Annotated in this window: 20 protein-coding genes and 1 tRNA gene; 16 read left to right on the forward strand and 5 right to left on the reverse strand. The window is 36.5% G+C overall.

Translation table 11 applies throughout. The features are described 5' to 3' along the window. Window positions 1-59 precede the first annotated feature (59 nt). The 5 genes from P3T75_RS03220 to P3T75_RS03240 all read left to right on the forward strand — a co-directional run bounded on the left by P3T75_RS03220 (window position 60) and on the right by P3T75_RS03240 (window position 6,900). Window positions 60-893 (forward strand): PRD domain-containing protein, encoded by an 834-nt coding sequence (locus P3T75_RS03220; protein ID WP_206902456.1) that lies wholly within the window; start codon window positions 60-62, stop codon window positions 891-893. Between the two features lie 23 nt (window positions 894-916). After that, on the forward strand, window positions 917-2,317 hold the full coding sequence (gene lacG / locus P3T75_RS03225) for a 6-phospho-beta-galactosidase (protein WP_282462559.1): 1,401 nt from the start codon (window positions 917-919) through the stop codon (window positions 2,315-2,317). Between the two features lie 70 nt (window positions 2,318-2,387). Further along, window positions 2,388-2,708 carry a PTS lactose/cellobiose transporter subunit IIA gene (locus P3T75_RS03230; RefSeq protein ID WP_206902457.1) on the forward strand — a complete coding sequence of 107 codons (321 nt, stop codon included), beginning with the start codon at window positions 2,388-2,390 and terminating at the stop codon, window positions 2,706-2,708. 23 nt (window positions 2,709-2,731) lie between these two features. Continuing rightward, a complete protein-coding gene (locus P3T75_RS03235; protein ID WP_282462196.1) occupies window positions 2,732-4,459 on the forward strand; it encodes a PTS lactose transporter subunit IIBC in 1,728 nt (575 codons plus the stop codon). A 74-nt stretch (window positions 4,460-4,533) separates the two neighbouring features. Beyond that, window positions 4,534-6,900, forward strand: a complete 2,367-nt coding sequence (locus tag P3T75_RS03240) for a glycoside hydrolase family 2 TIM barrel-domain containing protein (RefSeq protein WP_282462197.1) — start codon at window positions 4,534-4,536, stop codon at window positions 6,898-6,900. A 44-nt stretch (window positions 6,901-6,944) separates the two neighbouring features. Here P3T75_RS03240 and P3T75_RS03245 read toward each other — a convergent pair whose 3' ends face one another. From P3T75_RS03245 to P3T75_RS03255, 3 genes are all read right to left on the reverse strand, one after another. Further along, window positions 6,945-7,157, reverse strand: a complete 213-nt coding sequence (locus P3T75_RS03245; protein WP_282462198.1) for a hypothetical protein — start codon at window positions 7,155-7,157, stop codon at window positions 6,945-6,947. 247 nt (window positions 7,158-7,404) lie between these two features. Continuing rightward, entirely contained in the window at window positions 7,405-8,307 is a 903-nt protein-coding gene (locus P3T75_RS03250) for a PucR family transcriptional regulator (protein WP_282462199.1), read from the reverse strand. Beyond that, window positions 8,277-8,549, reverse strand: coding sequence for a hypothetical protein (locus P3T75_RS03255; protein ID WP_282462200.1), 273 nt, complete (start codon window positions 8,547-8,549; stop codon window positions 8,277-8,279). The genes P3T75_RS03250 and P3T75_RS03255 overlap by 31 nt, the downstream gene beginning before the upstream one ends. A gap of 367 nt (window positions 8,550-8,916) precedes the next feature. On the opposite strand from P3T75_RS03255, the gene citC reads away from it, so the two are divergent. The 4 genes from citC (at window position 8,917) to P3T75_RS03275 (ending at window position 11,942) form a co-directional block, all read left to right on the forward strand. Further along, window positions 8,917-9,972 carry a [citrate (pro-3S)-lyase] ligase gene (gene citC / locus P3T75_RS03260; protein WP_282462201.1) on the forward strand — a complete coding sequence of 352 codons (1,056 nt, stop codon included), beginning with the start codon at window positions 8,917-8,919 and terminating at the stop codon, window positions 9,970-9,972. A 12-nt stretch (window positions 9,973-9,984) separates the two neighbouring features. Further along, window positions 9,985-10,527, forward strand: coding sequence for a citrate lyase holo-[acyl-carrier protein] synthase (gene citX / locus P3T75_RS03265; RefSeq protein WP_282462202.1), 543 nt, complete (start codon window positions 9,985-9,987; stop codon window positions 10,525-10,527). Window positions 10,528-10,749: 222 nt separating this feature from the next. Further along, the gene (gene citD / locus P3T75_RS03270; RefSeq protein WP_206902464.1) at window positions 10,750-11,049 is read left to right on the forward strand and encodes a citrate lyase acyl carrier protein; all 300 of its coding nucleotides are present in this window, start codon (window positions 10,750-10,752) and stop codon (window positions 11,047-11,049) included. A gap of 38 nt (window positions 11,050-11,087) precedes the next feature. After that, entirely contained in the window at window positions 11,088-11,942 is an 855-nt protein-coding gene (locus P3T75_RS03275; protein WP_282462203.1) for an aldolase/citrate lyase family protein, read from the forward strand. 542 nt (window positions 11,943-12,484) lie between these two features. Here the strand turns inward: P3T75_RS03275 and P3T75_RS03280 are convergent. Then, window positions 12,485-12,557: transfer RNA gene (locus tag P3T75_RS03280), tRNA-Lys, on the reverse strand. A gap of 598 nt (window positions 12,558-13,155) precedes the next feature. On the opposite strand from P3T75_RS03280, the gene P3T75_RS03285 reads away from it, so the two are divergent. The 7 genes from P3T75_RS03285 to P3T75_RS03315 all read left to right on the forward strand — a co-directional run bounded on the left by P3T75_RS03285 (window position 13,156) and on the right by P3T75_RS03315 (window position 20,410). Beyond that, window positions 13,156-13,728 carry a DUF1836 domain-containing protein gene (locus P3T75_RS03285; RefSeq protein ID WP_230709375.1) on the forward strand — a complete coding sequence of 191 codons (573 nt, stop codon included), beginning with the start codon at window positions 13,156-13,158 and terminating at the stop codon, window positions 13,726-13,728. Continuing rightward, window positions 13,721-14,578 (forward strand): DegV family protein, encoded by an 858-nt coding sequence (locus P3T75_RS03290; protein ID WP_282462204.1) that lies wholly within the window; start codon window positions 13,721-13,723, stop codon window positions 14,576-14,578. Before P3T75_RS03285 ends, P3T75_RS03290 begins: the two co-directional genes overlap by 8 nt. Before the next feature lie 206 nt (window positions 14,579-14,784). Next, window positions 14,785-15,489 carry a response regulator YycF gene (yycF, locus tag P3T75_RS03295; protein ID WP_206902469.1) on the forward strand — a complete coding sequence of 235 codons (705 nt, stop codon included), beginning with the start codon at window positions 14,785-14,787 and terminating at the stop codon, window positions 15,487-15,489. 4 nt (window positions 15,490-15,493) lie between these two features. Next, entirely contained in the window at window positions 15,494-17,332 is a 1,839-nt protein-coding gene (gene walK, locus P3T75_RS03300; protein WP_206902470.1) for a cell wall metabolism sensor histidine kinase WalK, read from the forward strand. Continuing rightward, the gene (locus tag P3T75_RS03305) at window positions 17,329-18,654 is read left to right on the forward strand and encodes a YycH family regulatory protein (protein WP_230709371.1); all 1,326 of its coding nucleotides are present in this window, start codon (window positions 17,329-17,331) and stop codon (window positions 18,652-18,654) included. Before walK ends, P3T75_RS03305 begins: the two co-directional genes overlap by 4 nt. Then, window positions 18,655-19,524, forward strand: a complete 870-nt coding sequence (locus P3T75_RS03310; RefSeq protein WP_206902472.1) for a two-component system regulatory protein YycI — start codon at window positions 18,655-18,657, stop codon at window positions 19,522-19,524. It abuts the gene before it with no gap. Between the two features lie 82 nt (window positions 19,525-19,606). Then, window positions 19,607-20,410, forward strand: a complete 804-nt coding sequence (locus P3T75_RS03315) for an MBL fold metallo-hydrolase (RefSeq protein ID WP_206902473.1) — start codon at window positions 19,607-19,609, stop codon at window positions 20,408-20,410. 237 nt (window positions 20,411-20,647) lie between these two features. Here the strand turns inward: P3T75_RS03315 and P3T75_RS03320 are convergent, their stop codons facing one another. Beyond that, window positions 20,648-21,286 carry an NAD(P)-dependent oxidoreductase gene (locus P3T75_RS03320; protein WP_282462205.1) on the reverse strand — a complete coding sequence of 213 codons (639 nt, stop codon included), beginning with the start codon at window positions 21,284-21,286 and terminating at the stop codon, window positions 20,648-20,650. Window positions 21,287-21,349: the final 63 nt, after the last annotated feature.

Below are 21,349 nucleotides of genomic sequence, written 5' to 3' on the forward strand. Positions count from 1 at the left end.
ACATGGTATGATAATCCTATCATTTGCGGTTTTTTTATTGGTTAGTTAGGGGGAATAGAATGTATCGCATTATTCAAGTCTTAAATAATAATGTCGCCATTATTCGAATAGAAAACGATGAGCAGGCTATTGCAATGGGAAAAGGTATTGTCTTTCAAAAGAAAAAAGGCGATTTACTAAAAAAAGAAGATATTAGTAAACTTTTCATGTTGCGCAATAAAGAGTCCCAGCAAAATTTTTCTTCACTGCTAAAAGATTTACCTTTAAATTTTATTACTACCGGTTATGAAGTGATTGATACGGCGATTTCTAAATTCAATTATCCAGTTCAGGAATATATCTATGTAACACTAACCGATCATATTTATTGGAGCTATCAAAATCAGCAAAAAGGAAACTATGAAGTCAGTCGCTTACCTGATATGAGTAAAGAATATCCGACAGAATATGCGATTGGAAAAATGGGTGTCACCATTATTAATGAGCGATTAAATGCGCATTTTCCTGATGATGAAATTGGTCGGATTGCCCTGCATTTTATCAATGCCAAACGGGAAGGGGAGCCTGTAACAAATGAAGTTTTGGATCCCCGTCAAGATATTATTAATCAGGTAGAAAAAATATTATTAAATAAAGGTATTGTACGAACCGAAGAAAATAAAAATTTTTATGATCGTTTAATGATTCATTTGAATTATTTTGCAGATAGACTCGATCAGCCAGCAGAACAAGTCATCTTTTCTAAAAGTTTGGAAACAAATATCAAAACAGATTATCCTCGTGCCTACGCGATTGGCAATGAAATTTATCAATTGGTAAGCGATTATGCGAATCGCAAATTAAGCGATAGCGAGCGGGTATATCTGGCAATTCATATTCAACGACTATTGTGAAAGAAGGTTTAGTAATGAAAGAAATGAGAACCCTACCAAAAGATTTTATCATGGGTGGTGCAACCGCGGCATACCAAGCTGAAGGTGCAACACAATTAGACGGTAAAGGCTTAGTTGCTTGGGATACGTGGCTTGAGGAAAAAGGAAGATACACCGCAGAGCCGGCCAGTGACTTTTATCATCAGTATCCAGTTGATTTAAAACTATGTCGCGAGTTTAAGATTGACAGTTTGCGCATGTCCATTGCTTGGAGTCGAATTTTCCCGAATGGTTATGGAAAGGTCAATCAAGCTGGTGTGGATTATTATCATCGCGTCTTTGCGGAATGTAAAAAACAAGGGGTCATTCCTTTTGTTACCATTCATCATTTTGATACGCCGAAGACATTATTTGATAATGGTGATTTTTTAAACCGAGAAAACGTGGAACATTTTGTTAACTACGCTAAGTTTTGCTTTGAAGAATTTAAAGAAGTGCATTATTGGAGTACCTTTAATGAAATTTATCCTGTGGCCACGAATCAATATTTAACAGGTATCTTCCCGCCAGAAACGAAATTTGATTTAAAAAAAGTAGTGACTTGTTTACACAATATGATGTGGGCCCACGCACGGGCTGTGAACATTTTTAAAGCAGGCAATTATGCTGGTGAAATTGGTGTTGTGCACTCCCTGGAACCAAAATATCCTTATTCCAAAGCAAAAGAAGATGTTCATGCTGCAGCTAAAGATGATGCGCTCTCTATTGCCTTTTTACTAGATGCAACTTATAAAGGACGCTATTCTGATAAAACGATGGCGCTAGTTAATGAAATTTTAGCTGCCAATGATACAAGTATTACTTTTGAAGAGTCAGATTTTCTTGAGATGGAAAAAGCTGCTACCCAAACTGATTTTCTGGGAATCAATAACTATCAAAGTCACTGGGTACAACATTACGAAGGAAAAAGTGAAGTTGGATTTAATGGTACTGGGGAAAAAGGAACTAGTTTTTACCGGATCAAAGGAATTGGTGAACGTGTTCAAAGAGATGATATTCCTAAAAATGATTGGGATTGGGCTATTTATCCAGAAGGTTTATCTGATTTATTAATTCGAATTAAAGCCGACTATCCAAATTATGGAAAAATTTATATTACTGAAAACGGCTTAGGGTTTAAAGATAACTTCAATGATGGCGTGATTATGGACGGTCCGCGGATTGAATATTTACGGGGGAATTTTAATGCTATCGCAAAAGCCATCGCTGCGGGTGTCGATGTCAAAGGCTATTTCATCTGGTCTTTAATGGATGTTTTTTCTTGGGCCAATGGCTACAACAAACGTTATGGCTTGTTCTATGTGGATTTTGAAACGCAAAAACGCTATCCCAAAGAATCGGCATATTGGTATAAATTTGTCAGTGAAACAAAAGTAATTATTTAAACTTTAGTAGAAGTTGCGAAAAATTATCCGGAAAACGAATTCAGAATATTGAAAAAATGGAGTGAGAATGATGAATAAAGAAGAATTACAGATGCTGGGCTTTGAGATTGTCGCATATGCTGGTGACGCTAGAAGTAGCCTATTAACAATTATTAAAGAAGCCCGGGCTGGCAATTTTGAAAATGTTACGACACTTATGGCTGACGCTGAGGAAAATTTGAATTTGGCCCATAATGCTCAAACCAAATGTCTGGCCGCAGAAGCAGAAGGTGAAGACTTAGATATCGGTTTTATCTTTGTTCATGGGCAAGATCATTTGATGACGACTATTCTTTTAAAAGAATTAACAGAAAACTTTGTCGACTTATATAAAGAAAAATACAACAAATAAACAAAGGTTAAGGAGGAAATGAAATGAACGCCATTATTAAACAAATCGAAAAGCATCAGGCAACTTTTCAAAAGATTTCAAGAAACATTTACTTGTCGGCGATTAAAGATGGTTTCTTGGCAGCGATGCCAGTTATCTTATTTTCCAGTATTTTTATCTTGATTGCGGCGATCCCGCCAATTTTTGGTATTACACTACCAGCAGAATTTGAAACCTGGTTATGGAAAATTTATGACTTTACGATGGGCTTAGTGGGGATGTTAGTTGCAGGAACAACAGCGCGATGTTTAGCAGGTTCAATGAATCGTAAAATGCCAGATGGTAAAGTGATTAACGAAACTTCTGTTATGCTAGCTTCAATTTGCGGCATGCTTTTACTTGCTGTTAATAAAACAGACGGTGCCTTTGTCGCGGATTACATGGGAACAAAAGGTTTGTTATCAGCTTTTATCGCAGCTTTTATTACAGTTAATATGTATAAGTTCTGTATCAAACGCGATATTACAATTAAAATGCCGCCGGAAGTACCGGGTAGTATTTCACAAAATTTCCGTGATGTTTTTCCATTTTCATTCTCAATTTTAGCTTGTGCTATTATTGACCTTGCTTCTCGTTTCTTTATCAATGCGCCATTTGGTGAAATGTTCTCTAAATTATTATCACCACTTTTCTCTGCTGCAGAATCTTATCCAGGGATGTCATTGATTTGGTTTTTAATCCCATTATTCTGGTTTGTTGGGGTTCATGGACCATCAGTTGTAAAACCAGGTTTATCTTCAGCTTTATATGGCAATACCGAAGAAAACTTGAAATTATTCCAAAATGGTGAACATCCTTTCCACTCATTAACAGAAAACTTCGGTAACTTTGTTGGTGAATTAGGGGGTACTGGTGCAACTTTTATCGTACCAATTATTTTCATCTTGTTAATGCGTTCTAAACAGTTAAAAGCAGTTGGTAAAGCATCTATTATTCCAGTAATGTTTGCGGTCAATGAACCATTACTGTTTGCGGCACCAATTATTTTGAACCCATACTTCTTAGTGCCATTCTGTTTGGCACCAGTAGCCAATGTTATCATCGGTAAGTTATTCATCGATGTTTTGGGAATGAACGGATTTATGTATGTCTTGCCGTGGGCGACGCCAGGTCCAATTGGTACTGTTCTACAAACAAACTTCCAACCAATTTCTTTTGTTTTAGCAGCTACTTTACTAATTGTTGACTTCTTGATTTACTTACCATTCTGTAAAGCTTACGATAAAGTTTTAGTTGAACAAGAAGCGCAACGTGTTGAAGAAATTGATGAAGTAGAAACAATTGCACCAGAATTATCTCCGGCTAGTGCAGCAGCAGTTGTTGATGGAAATGAAACTGTTATTGTTGAAACAGAACCTGCTGTTAGCCCAAATGCTAGTGGCAAAGGTTACGATGAAGATTTAAATATTTTAGTTTTATGTGCCGGTGCGGGAACTAGTGCGATGTTAGCCAATGCTTTGAAAAAAGGTGCCGAAGAAACAGGGAAACACATTAAAGCAGCTGCTGGGGCATATGGTTCTCATTATGACATTATGAACAACTATGATGTTATCGTATTAGCACCACAAGTAAACACTTACTATGATGATATTAAAACAGATACTGATAAATTAGGTATCAAATTAATTGCAACCAAAGGGGCGCAGTATATTAATTTAACCCGTGATCCCAAAGGCGCAGTTGACTTTGTCCTAGGTGAATTAAATAAATAAACCACTAAGATTCATTCTTAGTTAGGGGTAGAGCTGAAAACTTGTTCTACCCCTTTTTTAAAAGTGGAGGAATAATGATGAAAAAATATAGTATAAACGATTGGTTTTTTTATTTAGGTGATAATGAAATCGCGTGGCAAAAAGATTTTAACGACGAAACTTGGCAAAGTGTGACAGTCCCTCATGATTGGAGTATTACACAAGACTTTACGAAGGAAGCTTCTAGTGGAACAGGATATCTGCCAGGTGGAATTGGGTGGTATCGGGCTCATGTTGATGCTAAAGAACTTGGTGAATTAAAAGATAGAATCCTTCAATTGCGTTTTGATGGTGTTTATAAAAATTGCCAGGTTTGGGTTAATGGCTATCATATGGGAAGTTGGGCATCTGGCTACAGCTCTTTTCAGTTTGACTTAACAGAAATTTTAAGCTACAACACAAATGATGAAATTGTTGTTGCCGTTAGGGTTGATCACACGGATATAGCAGATTCTCGTTGGTATAACGGTACTGGAATTTCTCGTCCGGTAGCAATCGTCAGCTCCAATCCGGTTATGGTGGATCGATATGGCGTCACTTTTGAAACGACATCCTTAAATGATACTATTGCCAGTGTTAAAACAAAAACAGCTGTAACTAATTTAAGTGGAGTAAAAAATACGGCAACTGTGAAGCAAACATTAACAGATGCTACTGGAAATACTGTGACAATTGGAGAAAGCCAAATTACGCTAGAAGACAACGAAATTTACGAAGTTCAATTTGAAGCAGCAGTGAAAGAGGCAAAGCTATGGCGTCCACAAACACCGAATCTTTACACGCTTGCAACAACGATTATTAGTGACGGTAAAGAAAATAGCTACGAAGAAAAAGTCGGTATTCGTACATTCGAATTTACTGCGGATAACGGCTTTATTTTAAATAATAAAGATAACGTAAAACTAAAAGGGGTTTGTCTGCATGAAGATGCCGGTTGTTTTGGTACAGCTGTTCCCAAAGCAGTCTGGCTGCGTCGCTTGTTAAAATTAAAAGAAGCTGGTTGCAATGCGATTCGGATGGCCCATAATCCACATTCCCAAATTTTGTACGATTTATGTGATGAATTAGGCTTTTTTGTTTTTGATGAAGCATTTGACGAATGGGAAAACCCAAAAAATAAATGGTGGCAAGGACATAATGTTTATCCGCCAAAATACGAAGGCTATGCCAAGGACTTTCCAGTGTGGCATAAAAAAGATTTAGTGAACATGGTATTGCGTAATAAAAATCATCCCTCAATTATCGCTTGGAGTGTTGGCAACGAGATTGACTATCCCAATGATCCTTATGCCAATGATTTATTCAATGAAATGGAAGGCAATAATGACGCCAATAAACCAGCTGAAGAGCGGATTTACAATCCAAATCGTCCGGATACGCGTCGTTTAACAACGATTGCCAAACAGTTGAGTGAAATCGTCCACAAAGAAGATGCAACAAGGCCAACGACACTGGCTGCAGCCTTTCCAGAATTATCCTATCAAACGGGCTTAGTAGATAGTGTAGATGTCATTGGTTATAACTATAAAGAACACTTGTATGAAGAACATCACCGTCTTTTTCCGAACAAGCCTTTTATTGGTAGTGAAAATCGTCACAGCTATCAAAATTGGTTAGCGGTAAAAGATAATGATTATATCGCTGGCCAATTTTTATGGACGGGAATTGATTATTTAGGAGAATCTCGTGGTGTTTGGCCCAAACATGGGACTTATCGTGGCTTATTAGATATGTGTGGATATGAAACCATGATGTTTTATAAACGTAAAAGCTGGTGGTCAGAAGAATTAACCGCCCGTCTTTTTACGCGTCCTGCTAAAGAAAAATCAGAGGATCCATGGGAAGCTGTTTATCGCAAATGGAATTACAGTGAAGGCGAACAAGTTGAAATTCGCCTCTACACGAATGCTGACAGTTTTGAATTGAAGGTGAACGAGGAAAGAATTGCTTTAACTTTTGATGAAGTAGAGGGTTACTATTCGACTATTGTTCCATTTGTAGCAGGCCCATTAATTTTGACAGCGCAAAAAGATGGAGAGGTAATTACCGATACTCTAAAAGCCGTAGGTCAAGGGCAACGATTAACAGCCAATGTGTGGCAAGTACCAATGGCTTTTAAAATGCTTTTACCACAAGATGAAGTGATTCAACAAATTGAATTATCTATCGTCGACAAAGAGGAAAATCTAACCGATGCCAATCAAGTTATTCACTTTGAAGGTGAAAACTGCGAGTTTTTAGGCTTTGAAAATGGGGATATGGATGATATTACCAATTATGGTGAAAAATATAGAAGAGCACGCAATGGTCGCGCTATTTGCTATGTGAAAACAAAAGTAGCCATGGAAGCAAAAGCAATGTTTTCTGTCGCTGGATTTCACGATTTGATCATTACGTTATAGCACTGTTAGATAGTGGTTTTTAAAAGCGATTTTTACTCGCGCTTTTAAAGACCACTTTTTTTGGTTCTATAGTATTTTGTGCTGTCATTCAAGATGAGTACTAAAGGATTTACGCGAAAACGATTGATGGTTCGGTAACTGGATTGATAGCTTTGCGTAAGCCACATCATGCGGAGAATATCTTTGGTTAACACGTCAATCTTACGACCGAAAAAGACGGATTGTGTATAGGCGCATAAAATCATTATTGTCATCATTTTTGGAGGGTAAGTGAGAAAATGATTCTCTAGAATACTCTCAATGAGCTCATTTATGACAAACGTAATATCATTTTTTCTAACCAAAAACTAAAATTTAGAGGAAGAATAATCTGATTTGTGACATAATCTTTAAACATAAGAACACTTAGCTAGTTTATTTGTTTTAGAGGACTTATGTCCCAGACTCTCTATATTTGTAGACGAATAAATTTACATAAGAACCAAAAAAGGTGCAAGTATTCCTTTAGTTTGATTTTATTTGGCTTCTATTCGGTTCATTTAAATTCCTATATAAACAAATCTGAATGAATAAAAAAGCACTATCGTAGGGTAGAAATAAGTCCCTATTCACTAGATCAGATAGTTTTTTGATTCGATAATAGACAGTGTTTTTATGAATAAACAAATCTTTTGACGTCATTTTAGTATCCATATTGTTTTTAAAAAAATGAATAAAAGTTTCGATTAATTCATGATTAGATTTAAATATTTCTGTCAAAATAGTGATATCTTTCTGAATAAAAAAATATTGATCCTCAGTACTAACGTTAGATAGCAGGAGTTCAATTTGGTTTTTATCAACTGAAAGAAGTGGGATATCAAGGTTCCTGCGAGCATGATTCTCATGTAATTCGATTACTTTTTTAAACTCGGATCTATAGCTTTCCAAAGATGTACATGGACGACTGACAATGAATTGAGAACCTAAAGCAAGTACATCCATAATTTCTTTTCGAATAGTTAAAAGCTCTTCATCGAAGGTATCATTTTCTTTTTTAAAAAGAACAAATTTATCATCATAAAGATAGACTGCATATTCCGCGTAACTTGAAATATGATTTTTAAGAATTTTTTGAACAGTGTCTAACTTTTCTTGAACCTCTATTTTATTTGAACTGTTTCGGACAACTTTTTTAAAATGAGTAATATCTACGAGGACTAGGCGACGACTTACAGCATAATCAAAATGCAAAAGATTTGCTCGTTCCACTAAATTGCTAAAAAGGTCACTGGAGTCCCGTAAGAGTAATTCTGTAAGAAAATCATTTAGCATATCAATACTGCCAACGTAGGAATTATCGTTTACGAAGTTTAGGCTGGTTTCTAAAGTTCTTTTTAAAGAGCTAGCAAAATTTTGATAGAACACACTATCATCTTCCTTATTTTTTTGAAACGTAAAATAAAACTGATTTCTTTTTGAATTTCAATAGGAAGATATACATTTTGTTGAAGTTCAACTATATCAGGAATTAGTGCTTTTGAAATAGTTGAATCTAGCTCGTTTGTAAAATAATTCTTCCCATTTAGATCAAACATTTCAACATTATAAATTGTGATGTCAGACAAAAATTTCTTTGTAAAAAGTAAATTTAGTTTTGAAATCTGCATTGTTTTCCTCCCATTTTGTTTTCCTATCCAAAAAATCAGTAATATGGCAAATGATTTATGTATATCCAGACATAGATGAAAAGCTTTAGTTTAATTACACTTAAGGGAAATAATGAGTGGACGATTTCATTATAACTTAGGTACATCTTATTTGAGAAGACCAAACTATAAGCAGAGATATTTTAAATTACACATCATTTTTAGTGAAGAAATTGCAAGTACAAAAAAATAAAAGAGAGAGTTTTAATGGCTGTGTTCTTTTAACAAGCTAAAGATTTTTTAGCTAGGAGAAATGTGCGATGCTACGCTGTTGTTGTTCAAAAGAGAGAAGTTTTTATCGCTATAAACCAGTAAGGAGATATCTTCAATGAGTGAATATGTTGTAACAAAAATTTTTCCTAAAAATAGAAAGAAAAATGAACAAGTTATTCGGCTGTTAGAAAAGGAGAATATTCGCAGAGATAAAAACCTGGAGTATACCTGTGGAATTTTTGACGAGGATAACAATTTGATTGCTACAGGAAGTTGTTTTGGAAATACGTTGAGATGTTTAGCTGTAGCTAGCAAGCACCAAGGTGAGGGGCTGATGAATTTGATTGTTACTCACTTAGTGAACTATCAGTTTAAACGTGGTATTTTTCACCTATTTATTTATACAAAAGCGGGACGAGAAGATATATTTAAAACTTTGGGATTTTATGAGATCGTTACAGTTGATGACCACCTTGTATTTTTAGAAAATAGAAAAAATGGTTTTGAAAATTATTTAAATAGTTTACACACCAATGTTGCATTTGATTTAAATCAAGGTAAAAACTCGGCAATTATCATGAATGCCAATCCATTTTCCTTAGGACATCAATATTTAGTTGAGGAAGCTGCCAAAAAAAGTGATCTGGTTCATCTTTTCGTTGTAAGTGAGGATAGTAGTATCTTCCCGTTTTCAATCAGAAAAAGATTAATTGAAGAGGGAACAGCTCATCTTAAAAATGTTGTGCTACATCCAACCGGGCCGTATATGATTAGTAATGCAACCTTTCCAAGTTATTTTCAGAAAGATGAAACTTCGGTTATTGAAGGGCACGCATTACTTGATATAAAGATATTTCAAAAAATTGCGGAAAGATTAGCTATAAATTGCCGCTATGCAGGAGAAGAGCCGTTTAGTTTGGTAACAGGTATTTATAATAATGTGATGAATCATGAGCTAAGAAAAGTCGGAATTGAATTTATTGAACTAAAGCGGAAAGAAGTCAATGCAAAAATAATCAGCGCTTCTAAGATTAGGCAGGCACTAAAGGAAAATGATTTAAAAACCGTCAAAGATCTGGTGCCTGAAACTACATTTAATTATTTGGTTAGTGAGGAAGCTTTACCGATTATAGAGAAAATAAAGATGACTTCTGATGTAGTTCACTATTGAGGTGGTTAGTTTATGGCATTTAATTTTTTTGCTAGCGGTTTAAAGATAACTATGGAAGATATGTTGGAGGCAAGAGAAAAAAGGGCAATGCTCCAAAGTGAGATACTGCATGAGTATCCTGAAAATGCACTAATTTGCTTTACTTTGAATATACCTGGACCGGTAAAAAATATTCCTATAATAGAGCAAGTTTTTGAGATTATTTACGAAGAGCTAAAGAGAAGTGTTGTTAAAGGACAGTCATGTTTGACGAAGTCTTATAATCGAAAAACAGGACTAGAATTATTTATCTCTTTGCCAGGTGATCCAAACGAAATAAAGAAAAAGATGATCGAGATTGAGAATACTCATATTTTTGGTAGAATTGCAGATCTGGATGTATTGTATGCTACTGAGAATCAGATTGTAGTTACAAGTCGCAAAAATTATGGTATTGCTCCAAGAAAATGTTATTTGTGTGGAAATGATGCAAAAATTTGCGGGAGAAGTAAGAAACATTCAATTGATGAAATTCAGGAAGCCATTTCAAGAATAGCCTCAACTTTGATTAAGTAGTGAACTAGCATTTACATTAGTGAATGCTAGTTTTTTTGCCTAATGTAGGCTTTAATCTGATTTTTTCTATGCAGGAGCTTTTGGAGAACCCAAATTATATTACAGTACAAAAAAATGATAGATATGCCTTGTTTTATTGTGATTTGAAACATGGGTTTCACATTTAGTTAAAGATAAACTTAGTATGTAAAAAGAAAAATGGTTTGTGAGAGGAGAATTTCAATGAAGCTTAAGCACAGTGCTGTAGCTGGTAGCTATGAATCTAGTGATGTTTACGTAGTAATTGAGCCTGCTGAGAGCGGACTTAACATAGACATCGAAAGTAGTGTAATGAGCCAGTATGGAAAACAAATTAGAACAACAGTTGAAAGCGTTTTAATGCGATTGGGAATTGAACAAGCAAATGTAATAGTTAACGATAAAGGTGCTCTTGATTGTACAATTAAAGCGAGAGTTGAAACAGCTGTTTTACGTGCATGTGAAGTAAAAAAAGATATTGCATGGGGGGAAACAATCCTATGATCAAGAACAGAATTAGAAGAACGATGATTTTTCTAAACATGCAAAGAGCTTCCTTAGTAAAGGATGCCTTTGTGTATAAACCAGATTGCGTGATCTTTGATTTGGAAGACGCAGTAGCAGAAAGTGAGAAAGATTCGGCTCGGATTCAACTTTATCATACTCTTGCGGAATTGGATTATCAAGGAGTTGAAAGATGGGTTAGGATAAATGCACTAGATTCTGATCTTTTTGAAGAAGATATCCGAGCAGCTGTCGCTGGTGGAGCCGAAGGTATCCGGTTACCTAAAACGGAAAAAGCTGAAGATGTTCAATTGGTAGAAAACTTGGTTGAAGCTGCTGAAAAGGAATTTGGAAGAGAAGTTGGTTCTACGATGCTAATGGCCGCTTTGGAATCACCTTTGGCAATTATCAATGCATACGAGATTGCAGGTAGTAGTAAAAGACTTATGGGAATTGCGTTAAGTGCAGGAGACTTCACACGAACGATGCACTCCAAAAGAACGAATGAAGGCAATGAATTATTTTATGCAAGAAGTCAGATGTTGGTAGCTGCGCGAGCGGCAGGCGTGATGGCTTTTGATACTGTTTATACAGATGTAAACGATATGGATGGTTTTGTAAATGAAGTACAAATGATTGCGGATATGGGCTTTGATGGAAAATCGTGTATCAGTCCAAAACAAATTAGCGTTGCCCATGAAATCTTTAACCCGACTCAAAAAGAAATTGATCATGCAATTCATGTGATTGAAGCTGTCAAAGAGAGTGAAGATCAAGGGATTGGAGTCTTAGTTGTTGATGGTAAGATGGTTGATATCGCTTGGGTTGAAGGCGCTCAAAGAGTATTAAATCTTGCCAAAGCTTCAGGACAGTATAAGGGGGATCTAGTATGAAAAATGTATTAGGAAGAGAGATTCCAGAAGAATTACTCGTCGAAGGACAAGAAAGTTGTCGCGATGATTGAATATCGCGATGGAACAATTATTGACGTAGTTAGAAAGCCTAAACAATTGAACTAGGTTTCGACTAATTATTTTGTTTCTATAAATCATAGACCAGAAAACCATAGCATAGTGAAAGCAACTAAAGCTGGCCCAAAAATAGATAGTTTAAAAAATTGTGATTCAAGTTACACTTGGTGATAGTGAGTCAGTAAGTGGGAATATTTTGATCATATGGCTTCGAACTGATAAATACCAAAAGAGATATCTCTCTAGGGAATTTGTTGTCTAATGTTCTATTAAACAGTGAGCAGCCCCCAACTCTTAATTTGAGAATGGGGCTGTTTTTTGTTGTTATTTTTTATGAAATTAAAAAATTTAGAATTTCGTACCCAAATTCCATACCTAAGACAAAAAAATACCACCGCATACAATCTCTTCGAAACGTCTAAAAGACGCCGAGATCATACCGGTGGCGTGGGTTTGGCACCCAATGGGCCGTGAGGGGCTCGAACCCGCGACCCGCTGATTAAGAGTCAGCTGCTCTACCAACTGAGCTAACGGCCCAAAAATACTTTAAGAAAAGTACTTTTTTATGTTAGCACTCTGATTTTGAAAATGCAAGAATAAAGAGGAAAATATTTTTGCTTTGGTTAATTTATCGCAAGAAAAATTTTACAGAGGTGCAAAACTTCATTCACACTTTTTTCACACTTTCTCGTTACTATACAAGAGTACCAACAATAACCTGTCTTTTTAAGACAAACCCTAACACTTTTTCATTTTTACTCCTGCCTGTCGGTTCCCCGCCGACAGGTCTTTTTTTTACTTTAAAAATTTAGTGTAGCTGTCTTTTTAGCCATCAGCCTCTTGAGCTAACTTTTTTGGTTTTCTGCTAGAAAGCAAAACAAGTTTTAGAAAGCCTTTCTTCCTGCCACACTTTATAAACGCGCTTTACTAGCACGAAGTAAAAAATTTTAATTTGAGTTGCGATTTTGCAATATTTTGCTCTTACTATCTAAAAGCTGTGGAAATTTATACAAACTTTCTAGGGGCTACTTCTAAAATTTTCCTTTAGTTGGCTAGTTTTGTTTCGTAGAATGTGTTATATTCTATCTAGTTTTTAAAACTACTTTATATAATTATCATAAATTTATTTGGAGTAATGAAAATGAATGATACTTTTCAAAATGAAACTTTAAAAAAATGGGGCGAAGCAATTAGTGAGTTCCATTTACCACGTTGGGACCAATTACCTGACTTGGAATTATATATGGATCAAGTGATTCAATTAGTTGATCAATATTTATCCCCTGTGACAACAGGCGACAAGCATCCGCTTTTGACAAAGTCAATGGTAAACAATTACGTCAAATTAGGCTTGATTCCACCGCCAGTTAAAAAACGTTATACCAGAACCCATGTGGCGTTTTTACTTGCTATTACCACATTGAAGCAAGTTTTAACGATTCCCGAAATAAAAGAAGCAATTGTTTTTCAAGGACGTACCGATGGCATTCGTGAGGCCTATAACTTTTTTTGTCGTGAGCAAGAAAGTGCGCTTCATTTAATCGCCCGCCAAGCGCAAGGTGAAGGGATAACTTACCCCAATGAACCTATCCCTTTTGCTTATTTGGCAGCCCGAACGGCGACAATTGCCTTTGCCAATAAAATTCTAGCCGCAAAAGTTATTAGTTGTGAGATTGATTATTTACGACAAGGAGAAAATAATGACTAAAGAAAAAATTGCCTTACTAGTAGACTCTGGAACAGACGTACCACAAGAAATTGTTGCCGCAAATCGTATGTACACGATTCCTTTAAAAATTATTTATAAAGATCGGGAATACACCGATAAAGTAGATATCACCCCAGAAGAGATTTATGCCAAATTAAGTCAGGAAATTCCTTCTACTTCATTACCTGATGGCGATACGATTAATAAAATTTTTGATCAAATCAAAGCTGATGGGTTTACCCATGTCTTAGCGATTACGATTTCTGGTGGTTTGAGCGGGACAAATAATGCTGTTCGTCTTTTAGGCGAGCATTATGAAGGTTTAACTACTTATGCATTTGACACGAAAAATATTGGTATTGGTGCTGGCCTGCAAGCGATTCGAGCAGCAGAACTATTGCAATCAGGAGTATCTTTTACCGAATTAATCGCCCAATTGGAAAAAGAAGTGTTGCAAAACAAAGTTTACTTCAATGTGGCAACTTTAGAATATTTGCAAAAAGGCGGCCGGATTGGTTTAGTCGCATCGATTTTAGGCAATGCATTAAAATTAAATCCGATAATTTCATGCAATGATGAAGGAATTTATTATACCGTTGCCAAAGCCAGAGGGCGCAAAAAAAGTTTGGAAAAATCAGTGCGTTTGATTTCTGAAGCAATCGGGAATCATCAAAAAGTTCGATTAGCAGTTGCTCATGGTGATGCAAAAGAAGAGGCTGAAATGATGTTGGCGCACTTGAAAAAAGAATTTCCCCAAGTCAAAGAATTTTTCTTTGGGCAAATTTCCCCAGCGTTGGTTGTCCATACTGGTCCTGGATTATTAGGTTTTGGGATTCAAGCGTTAGACTAATCAAAAAAAATAATGAAGGAAGCTTAACAAGTGAAGAATCAAAGTCAGAAAAAAGGTGTGTTATTTGACTTAATTCTTACTCTTTTGTTAAGCTTTTTCTTTTCAAAAGGCTGCTAGAGCAGGAAATTTTCCATTTAATGAAATGCCTGTCAAAATGAGTTATAATAATAGAGACAAATTTAAGAAGCATAAAGAGGTGTCTTCTAATGAAGAAAATATTAGTTGTTGACGATGAAAAACCAATTTCAGATATCGTCAAATTCAATTTAACCAAAGAAGGTTATGAGGTACACACTGCTTTTGATGGGGAAGAAGCCCTAGAAAAAGTGAAAGAAGTCGAGCCAGATTTGATTTTATTGGATTTAATGTTACCAAAAATTGACGGGCTAGAAGTGGCCCGGGAAGTGCGCAAAAACTATGATATGCCAATCATCATGGTAACAGCCAAGGACTCTGAAATCGATAAAGTTTTAGGACTGGAATTGGGCGCAGATGATTATGTAACCAAACCGTTTTCAAACCGTGAATTAGTTGCTCGGGTTAAAGCCAACTTGCGTCGTGGTTCTACTGCGGCAAAAGAAGCTGAAGAAGCGCCAAACTCCGAACTTGTCATTGGAGATTTGACCATTCAACCAGAAGCCTACATGGTTATGAAAAATGGTGAGGCGATTGAGCTGACCCATAGAGAATTTGAATTGTTACATTATTTGGCAAAGCATTTAGGTCAAGTAATGACCAGAGAACACTTATTACAAACCGTTTGGGGTTATGATTATTTTGGCGACGTCAGAACCGTTGACGTAACAGTTCGTCGTCTGCGGGAAAAAATTGAAGATAATCCAAGCCATCCTAATTATTTGGTGACACGAAGAGGCGTAGGCTATTATTTACGCAATCCGGAACAGGAGTAATGGAATGAATAAAAAAGTTCGCTTTTTTCAATCAGTGAACTTTAAAATCGCCCTGGCATTTATCTTGATCTTAATTATTTCGATCGAGATTATCGGGGCGTATTTTATTCGCGGATTGGAAAATAAAACGATCGAAAGTTTTACCACGAGTATGAACCGACAAGCTGCCAGTTTATCCGGCACGCTTGGCTCAGAATTGAGTAAAGACAATGATAAAGAGACCGATGAAGCGGATGCTTCTATTCAGCGGATTATTGACACGAATAAAAGCGGCGATATTATTGAAATTCGAGTTGTGGATGAAAAAGGCATTGTGAGAGCGACTACCAATGTTTCTGATCGTAGTGCCCGCGGCAAAAAAAATGATTATCGCGATATTGATGATTTAGCCGTAAAATCTGAGATGGCCATTGATGATACAACAGGAAATCGAGTTTACATTAATGTACAACCAATTCAATCTCCTACAGGGGATAGCATTATCGGAGCTGTTTACATTAAGAGTGATATTGAAAAACAATACTTAGAAATTCAAAATACGGCTCTGATTTTTGTTACTGCTTCGATTATCGCGGCGGCCATTTCAATAATCGTGGCGGTATTGGTTTCCCGCTCGATCACACAACCGATTGGAGAAATGCGAGAACAAGCAAGGCGAATAGCCAGAGGAGATTATAGTCGTAAGGTGGCTGTTCATGGTAAAGATGAGTTAGGGCAATTGGCTGAAACATTTAATCAACTGGGAGATCGGATCGAAGAAACGCAAGAAGCGATGGAAGCAGAGCGAAATCGGCTAGATAGTGTCTTGTCGCATATGACAGATGGTGTTGTCGCCACCGATCGAAGAGGAAAAGTCATTACGATTAATGAAATGGCAATCAACCTTTTAAATGTCACCAGTGAAGAAGCAGTGGGACATTCGATTTTAGAACTACTAGATATTGAAGAAGATTATACCCTGCGAAAACTTTTGGAAAATCCTGATGAAATGTTAATTTCTCGTGAAGCACCAGATGGCAGTGAAATTATTTTGCGGACGGACTTCTCCATGATTCGGCGTGAATCGGGCTTTATTAGTGGTTTAGTAGCCGTTATGCACGATGTAACCGAACAGGAAAAAACAGAGCAAGAACGCCGGGAGTTTGTATCAAATGTATCCCATGAATTACGGACACCTTTGACCAGTATGCGTAGTTACATTGAAGCTTTGAGTGAAGGTGCTTGGCAAGACAAAGAAATTGCACCAAATTTCTTAAAAGTAACGCTAGATGAAACCGACCGTATGATTCGCATGATCAACGATCTTTTGAATTTATCGCGGATGGATAATGGTAAAAATAATATGCAACTAGAATATATTAATTTTAATGAACTAGTGAATTTTGTTTTGGATCGTTTTGATATGATGATGAATTCCCAGGATCAAAAGAAAAAATATACAATTCGGCGAGAATTTACCAAACGGGAATTGTGGGTTGAAGTGGATACCGATAAAATGATGCAAGTGATTGATAATATCATGAATAACGCCATCAAGTATTCACCAGACGGCGGCACGATTACTGTTCGTTTGATGGAAACGCATAATAACATCGTCTTGAGCGTTCAAGACAGAGGATTAGGTATTCCAAAAAAAGATTTGCAAAAAGTATTTGATCGTTTTTATCGCGTCGATAAGGCGCGAGCACGAAAACAAGGTGGTACAGGCCTAGGCTTAGCAATTTCAAAAGAAGTAATTAAGTCCCATGGTGGTAGTATTTGGGCTGAAAGTAAAGAAGGCAAAGGCTCTACTTTCTTTATTACATTACCTTATGAACCATATGAGGGGGAATGGTGGGAATGAAAATATCCGAACGTATTATTCGTATCGGTTTGATTTTTTTAATCGCATTAAGTTTTTATCTTTCTTATATGATTTGGTTGAGCCCGACTGCGCGCAGTAATTTGCAAACCAATAAGCAAGCAGAACGGATTGTCAGTACGACCCAGAATATCCGAAAAGCAACCGACATTTTTTTACCGCTACGTTTGGTATGGGTCAATGGTGAAGGCAATATTAAGCAGACATCTACAGACACAATTATTGGGGATGTTCAAAATCTAGTGAATAAAGCTAGTTTTGGTACCCCTGAGAAAAAAAACTATGACAGCGATGAAGAATTTTTTGCTGATGTTGATATTAAAAATGGCGTTGAACTTTCATATTTTGGCCCATTTTTAGTGAAGGAATATGTTGAAATGTTTAATCTAGACTTAGCATTAGATAAATTGCAAGATGTTCATTTTACTAAGGTGCAGCTTGACTTTGACAGTCATCAAATTCGCTTTATTAATATGCGCCGTCATCAAATTGTCGAGGTGCCAGTAACCATTGATGAGCTGAAGATTACGCAAATTGCAAGCCAAGCCGCAGAAAAAAATTGGCTGCAAATGAATGAAGAAAATCGCATCAGTAGTATGCAATACAATACGCAAACGCCGGTCAAATTGAAGCGCTATAGCTATATTGCTTCTAATTTATCTTATACAACATTCCGGGATGCATTTTTCACAAATCCCCAAGATGTAAAAATGAATGAAGAAACTAGCAACCTTGTTTTATATGATGGCACTGAAAATATGAGTATTCAAGAAGACAAGCAGCTCATTGATTTTCGTGGAGAGATTGACTTAAGTGGTGGTGAGGGCGATATCTATTCCCAAAGCTTCAGTTATATCACACGCCTTGGTGCTAATTTGGGAAATTTACGTTATTTTGATCGCGACAAAGATGAAATTACTTACCGTATTTTCGTGGAAGGCTATCCTGTGTTTGGGGATGCTTATCAAGGGGAAGTTAATTTAAAAATAAACGGGGAAAGTAAAACAGATAACGGTGCTTTGCCGGTCCAAATTCTCTCAAGTATGAATGCAATCCAAGTACCGATTCCTTCTGATGAGGTCGTGGAATTACCGCCAAGTCATACGATTATTGAAAACCTGGCTTATATGGGGGTCGATCAAAGTTTGGTTCAATCGCTTGTGATTGCTTATGGTCGCCAAGATCTATCTGCCACTAGTGGTGTTGTAGATTTAGTCCCGATGTGGTATATCCGCTATGATGGTCAGTGGTATTCTTATGATAGTTTAATTGCTAAAATCCAGCAGGAAACGGGGGCGGATTAATTGGATTTTAAAAAAATCGAATGGATCTTCTTCTTAGCTTTTCTGGGTGTGAATATCTTTTTATTTAATATTTATCACGCTACTAAAAATGAAGAAGGTAACGTTTCTAGTACGAATCAAAAAATTGATATCTTACAGCGTTTGGAAGCAGACGAGATTAGTATCAAAGGCAAACTTTCTTCAGAAATAAAAGAAGGATATTATTTGGCTGCGGTACCAACAAATATGAATGAAGCTGTCAATACGGCTAAGGAAAAAAACGGTGCAGCCTTCAACAGCGGGACAAACTTTGTTGGAGAAAATCACAGTCAATTCATTTATACGCCGAGTACGAATTTTTATATTAAAGATAGTAAAGAAACCAAAGAGAATGTGGATTCTTTTTTGAAGGATTCAAATGAAGTTTTATTTGGACAAGAATACATGTATGTCCCCCATGAGTCGTTAACAGATCCAGAATATCCAGAAATTATTTGTGCCCAAAGCTTTGAAGGTATTCCTTTTTATGATGACACAAGTAAAATGGAAATTATCTTAGAAGAAAATGACGGTCTATTGCGTGTTTCTCGTTATATGCAAACCCATCTGTCTGCAATTGAAAAACTACGGGAAAAGATGGGCTTATACAGTGAAAAAGATGCTGTCAATACGCTTTACATCAATAACAAACTACCAGCAAAATCCAAAATTTTGTGGCGCCAGCTGTCTTATGTGATGATTTTACAAGTTCGAGGTAAAAATGTTTATGTGCCTGCCTGGTTAGTAGCTGTGGAAACTGGTAAAAATAATGTTCAAATTGAAACAGTGAACGCCTTTACAAATCGTATTATTACAAATAATACGTTGCAAAAGGTGGAAAATACCAATTAAGGTATGTATAATAAAAATCGTTTAGAAGGTGAGGTTGTAAATTTCAATCACGCTTTAGTTTAGTTGAAGGGAAGTCTAGCAGATGGCAGAAGCTGCTTTAAAAATTAGTGTGTTAGCCAGTGGTAGTTCTGGTAATTCTTTATATATTGAAAGCGGAAAAAAACGACTGCTAGTGGATGCCGGTCTTTCTGGCAAAAAAATTACATCTTTATTAGCAGAAGTAGGTAAAGATCCAGCGGACTTAGATGCAATACTAGTTACCCATGAACATCGCGATCACATTCATGGTGTGGGAGTATTGGCTAGAAAATATGGTCTGGATGTTTACGCCAATGAAGGAACTTGGCAAGCAATGGATGGTATGCTAGGTAAAATTGATGTCGCGCAAAAGCATATTTTTGAAATGGGGAAGGTTCTAACCTTTGGGGATATGGACGTTGAAAGTTTTGGCGTTTCTCACGATGCAGCGGCACCGCAATTTTATCGTTTTCACAAAGACGGCAAATCTTTTGTAATGTTGACAGATACTGGTTATTGCAGTGATCATGTTCGTGGGATTATTCGCGATGCAGATGCATATTTAGTGGAAAGTAACCACGATTTGGAAATGTTGCGGATGGGACCTTATCCTTGGAGTTTAAAACAACGAATTTTAGGGGATCGAGGCCATTTGTCAAATGAAGATGGTGCACTGGTTATGACAGATATCATCGGAGATAGCACGAAGAGAATTTACTTGGGGCATTTAAGTAAAGAAAACAATATGAAAGAGCTCGCCCATTTAACGATGAAAAATATTTTGAAAGAACATGATTTAGGTGTGGATTATAACTTTAAAATTTACGATACAGACCCAGATCAAGCCAGTGAATTGTTTGCAATTTAAGTATTGATATGAAAAAAGTCGTGAATAAACGACAGTTATATGTAAAAAAGCGGGGACAAAATTTTGTCTCCGCTTTTTTATTGCTAAAGAGTAGATCAAGTTTATGCCGCTTTTTTAAGGGTCTAGCTTCATGGGCTAACGCTTTTAGGAATAAGGCGATATTTTCAAAAATTTGCGGAATAATTTCTAAAATTTCCGCGGAAATTTTTGAGAGCAAAGGGCGTTAGCGAAGTTTTTTTAATAATTTGTACTATCGCCAGCAATACTGATGTGAATATTCTTTTGTGGCTGTTTGATTAAATCCATAACACCCTTCGCATAATCCGCCATGCTGACTTCACTTTTTCCAGCACTATCTTTTTCCAAGATATCTTCGTTGATTTGGTATTTACCAGTAAAAGGGGCATCATAGATAAAGTTTGCGGCAGGTGATACATAAGTCCAAACAACATCAGGAAATTCTTTTAACTCAGCCAATGATTGGGCCATATTTGACGCCGTTGGATGAATGGGAGAGCTGGCTGGAATGGTATCTAGCAAGCGTTTTGTTCGCTCTGTATTCAAATACAAAGAAGAAGCGCCGCCGACTACAATTAACCAGACAGATGTTTTCCGCAAAATTTTAGCTAAATGAAGCAAGCTTGTTTTATGCATTTCTTCTCGTCCGTGGGGTGCGTTAAAAGCATCAATCACAATATCAAAATCAGAGAGATCAGCAGTTGTTAAATCAAAAAGATCTTTTTTTAGCACGGGCACAGCTACTTGCAATTTTTCAGGGCTACGAACGATCGCTGTAACATCATAATGATCGTCTAATGCCGCTTTTAGTAGATGACTGCCGACATGACCTGTGGCTCCAATAATTCCAATTTTCATTAAAACGCCTCCTTAAAAATAAAAAACCACTACATCCTTTATTTTAGCGGTTAGCTACTTTTT

The organism is Enterococcus montenegrensis, assembly GCF_029983095.1.
In the GTDB taxonomy this organism is placed as follows: Bacteria; Bacillota; Bacilli; order Lactobacillales; family Enterococcaceae; genus Enterococcus_C; species Enterococcus_C montenegrensis.

Bases quoted from the DNA above. Each gene is read 5' to 3' on its own strand.
- P3T75_RS03220 (WP_206902456.1), top strand. From the start codon at position 60: ATGTATCGCATTATTCAAGTCTTAAATAATAATGTCGCCATTATTCGA.
- lacG (WP_282462559.1), top strand. From the start codon at position 917: ATGAGAACCCTACCAAAAGATTTTATCATGGGTGGTGCAACCGCGGCA.
- P3T75_RS03230 (WP_206902457.1), top strand. From the start codon at position 2,388: ATGAATAAAGAAGAATTACAGATGCTGGGCTTTGAGATTGTCGCATAT.
- P3T75_RS03235 (WP_282462196.1), top strand. From the start codon at position 2,732: ATGAACGCCATTATTAAACAAATCGAAAAGCATCAGGCAACTTTTCAA.
- P3T75_RS03240 (WP_282462197.1), top strand. From the start codon at position 4,534: ATGATGAAAAAATATAGTATAAACGATTGGTTTTTTTATTTAGGTGAT.
- P3T75_RS03245 (WP_282462198.1), bottom strand. From the start codon at position 7,157: ATGATGACAATAATGATTTTATGCGCCTATACACAATCCGTCTTTTTC.
- P3T75_RS03255 (WP_282462200.1), bottom strand. From the start codon at position 8,549: ATGCAGATTTCAAAACTAAATTTACTTTTTACAAAGAAATTTTTGTCT.
- citC (WP_282462201.1), top strand. From the start codon at position 8,917: ATGAGTGAATATGTTGTAACAAAAATTTTTCCTAAAAATAGAAAGAAA.
- citX (WP_282462202.1), top strand. From the start codon at position 9,985: ATGGCATTTAATTTTTTTGCTAGCGGTTTAAAGATAACTATGGAAGAT.
- citD (WP_206902464.1), top strand. From the start codon at position 10,750: ATGAAGCTTAAGCACAGTGCTGTAGCTGGTAGCTATGAATCTAGTGAT.
- P3T75_RS03275 (WP_282462203.1), top strand. From the start codon at position 11,088: ATGCAAAGAGCTTCCTTAGTAAAGGATGCCTTTGTGTATAAACCAGAT.
- P3T75_RS03285 (WP_230709375.1), top strand. From the start codon at position 13,156: ATGAAAATGAATGATACTTTTCAAAATGAAACTTTAAAAAAATGGGGC.
- P3T75_RS03290 (WP_282462204.1), top strand. From the start codon at position 13,721: ATGACTAAAGAAAAAATTGCCTTACTAGTAGACTCTGGAACAGACGTA.
- yycF (WP_206902469.1), top strand. From the start codon at position 14,785: ATGAAGAAAATATTAGTTGTTGACGATGAAAAACCAATTTCAGATATC.
- walK (WP_206902470.1), top strand. From the start codon at position 15,494: ATGAATAAAAAAGTTCGCTTTTTTCAATCAGTGAACTTTAAAATCGCC.
- P3T75_RS03305 (WP_230709371.1), top strand. From the start codon at position 17,329: ATGAAAATATCCGAACGTATTATTCGTATCGGTTTGATTTTTTTAATC.
- P3T75_RS03315 (WP_206902473.1), top strand. From the start codon at position 19,607: ATGGCAGAAGCTGCTTTAAAAATTAGTGTGTTAGCCAGTGGTAGTTCT.
- P3T75_RS03320 (WP_282462205.1), bottom strand. From the start codon at position 21,286: ATGAAAATTGGAATTATTGGAGCCACAGGTCATGTCGGCAGTCATCTA.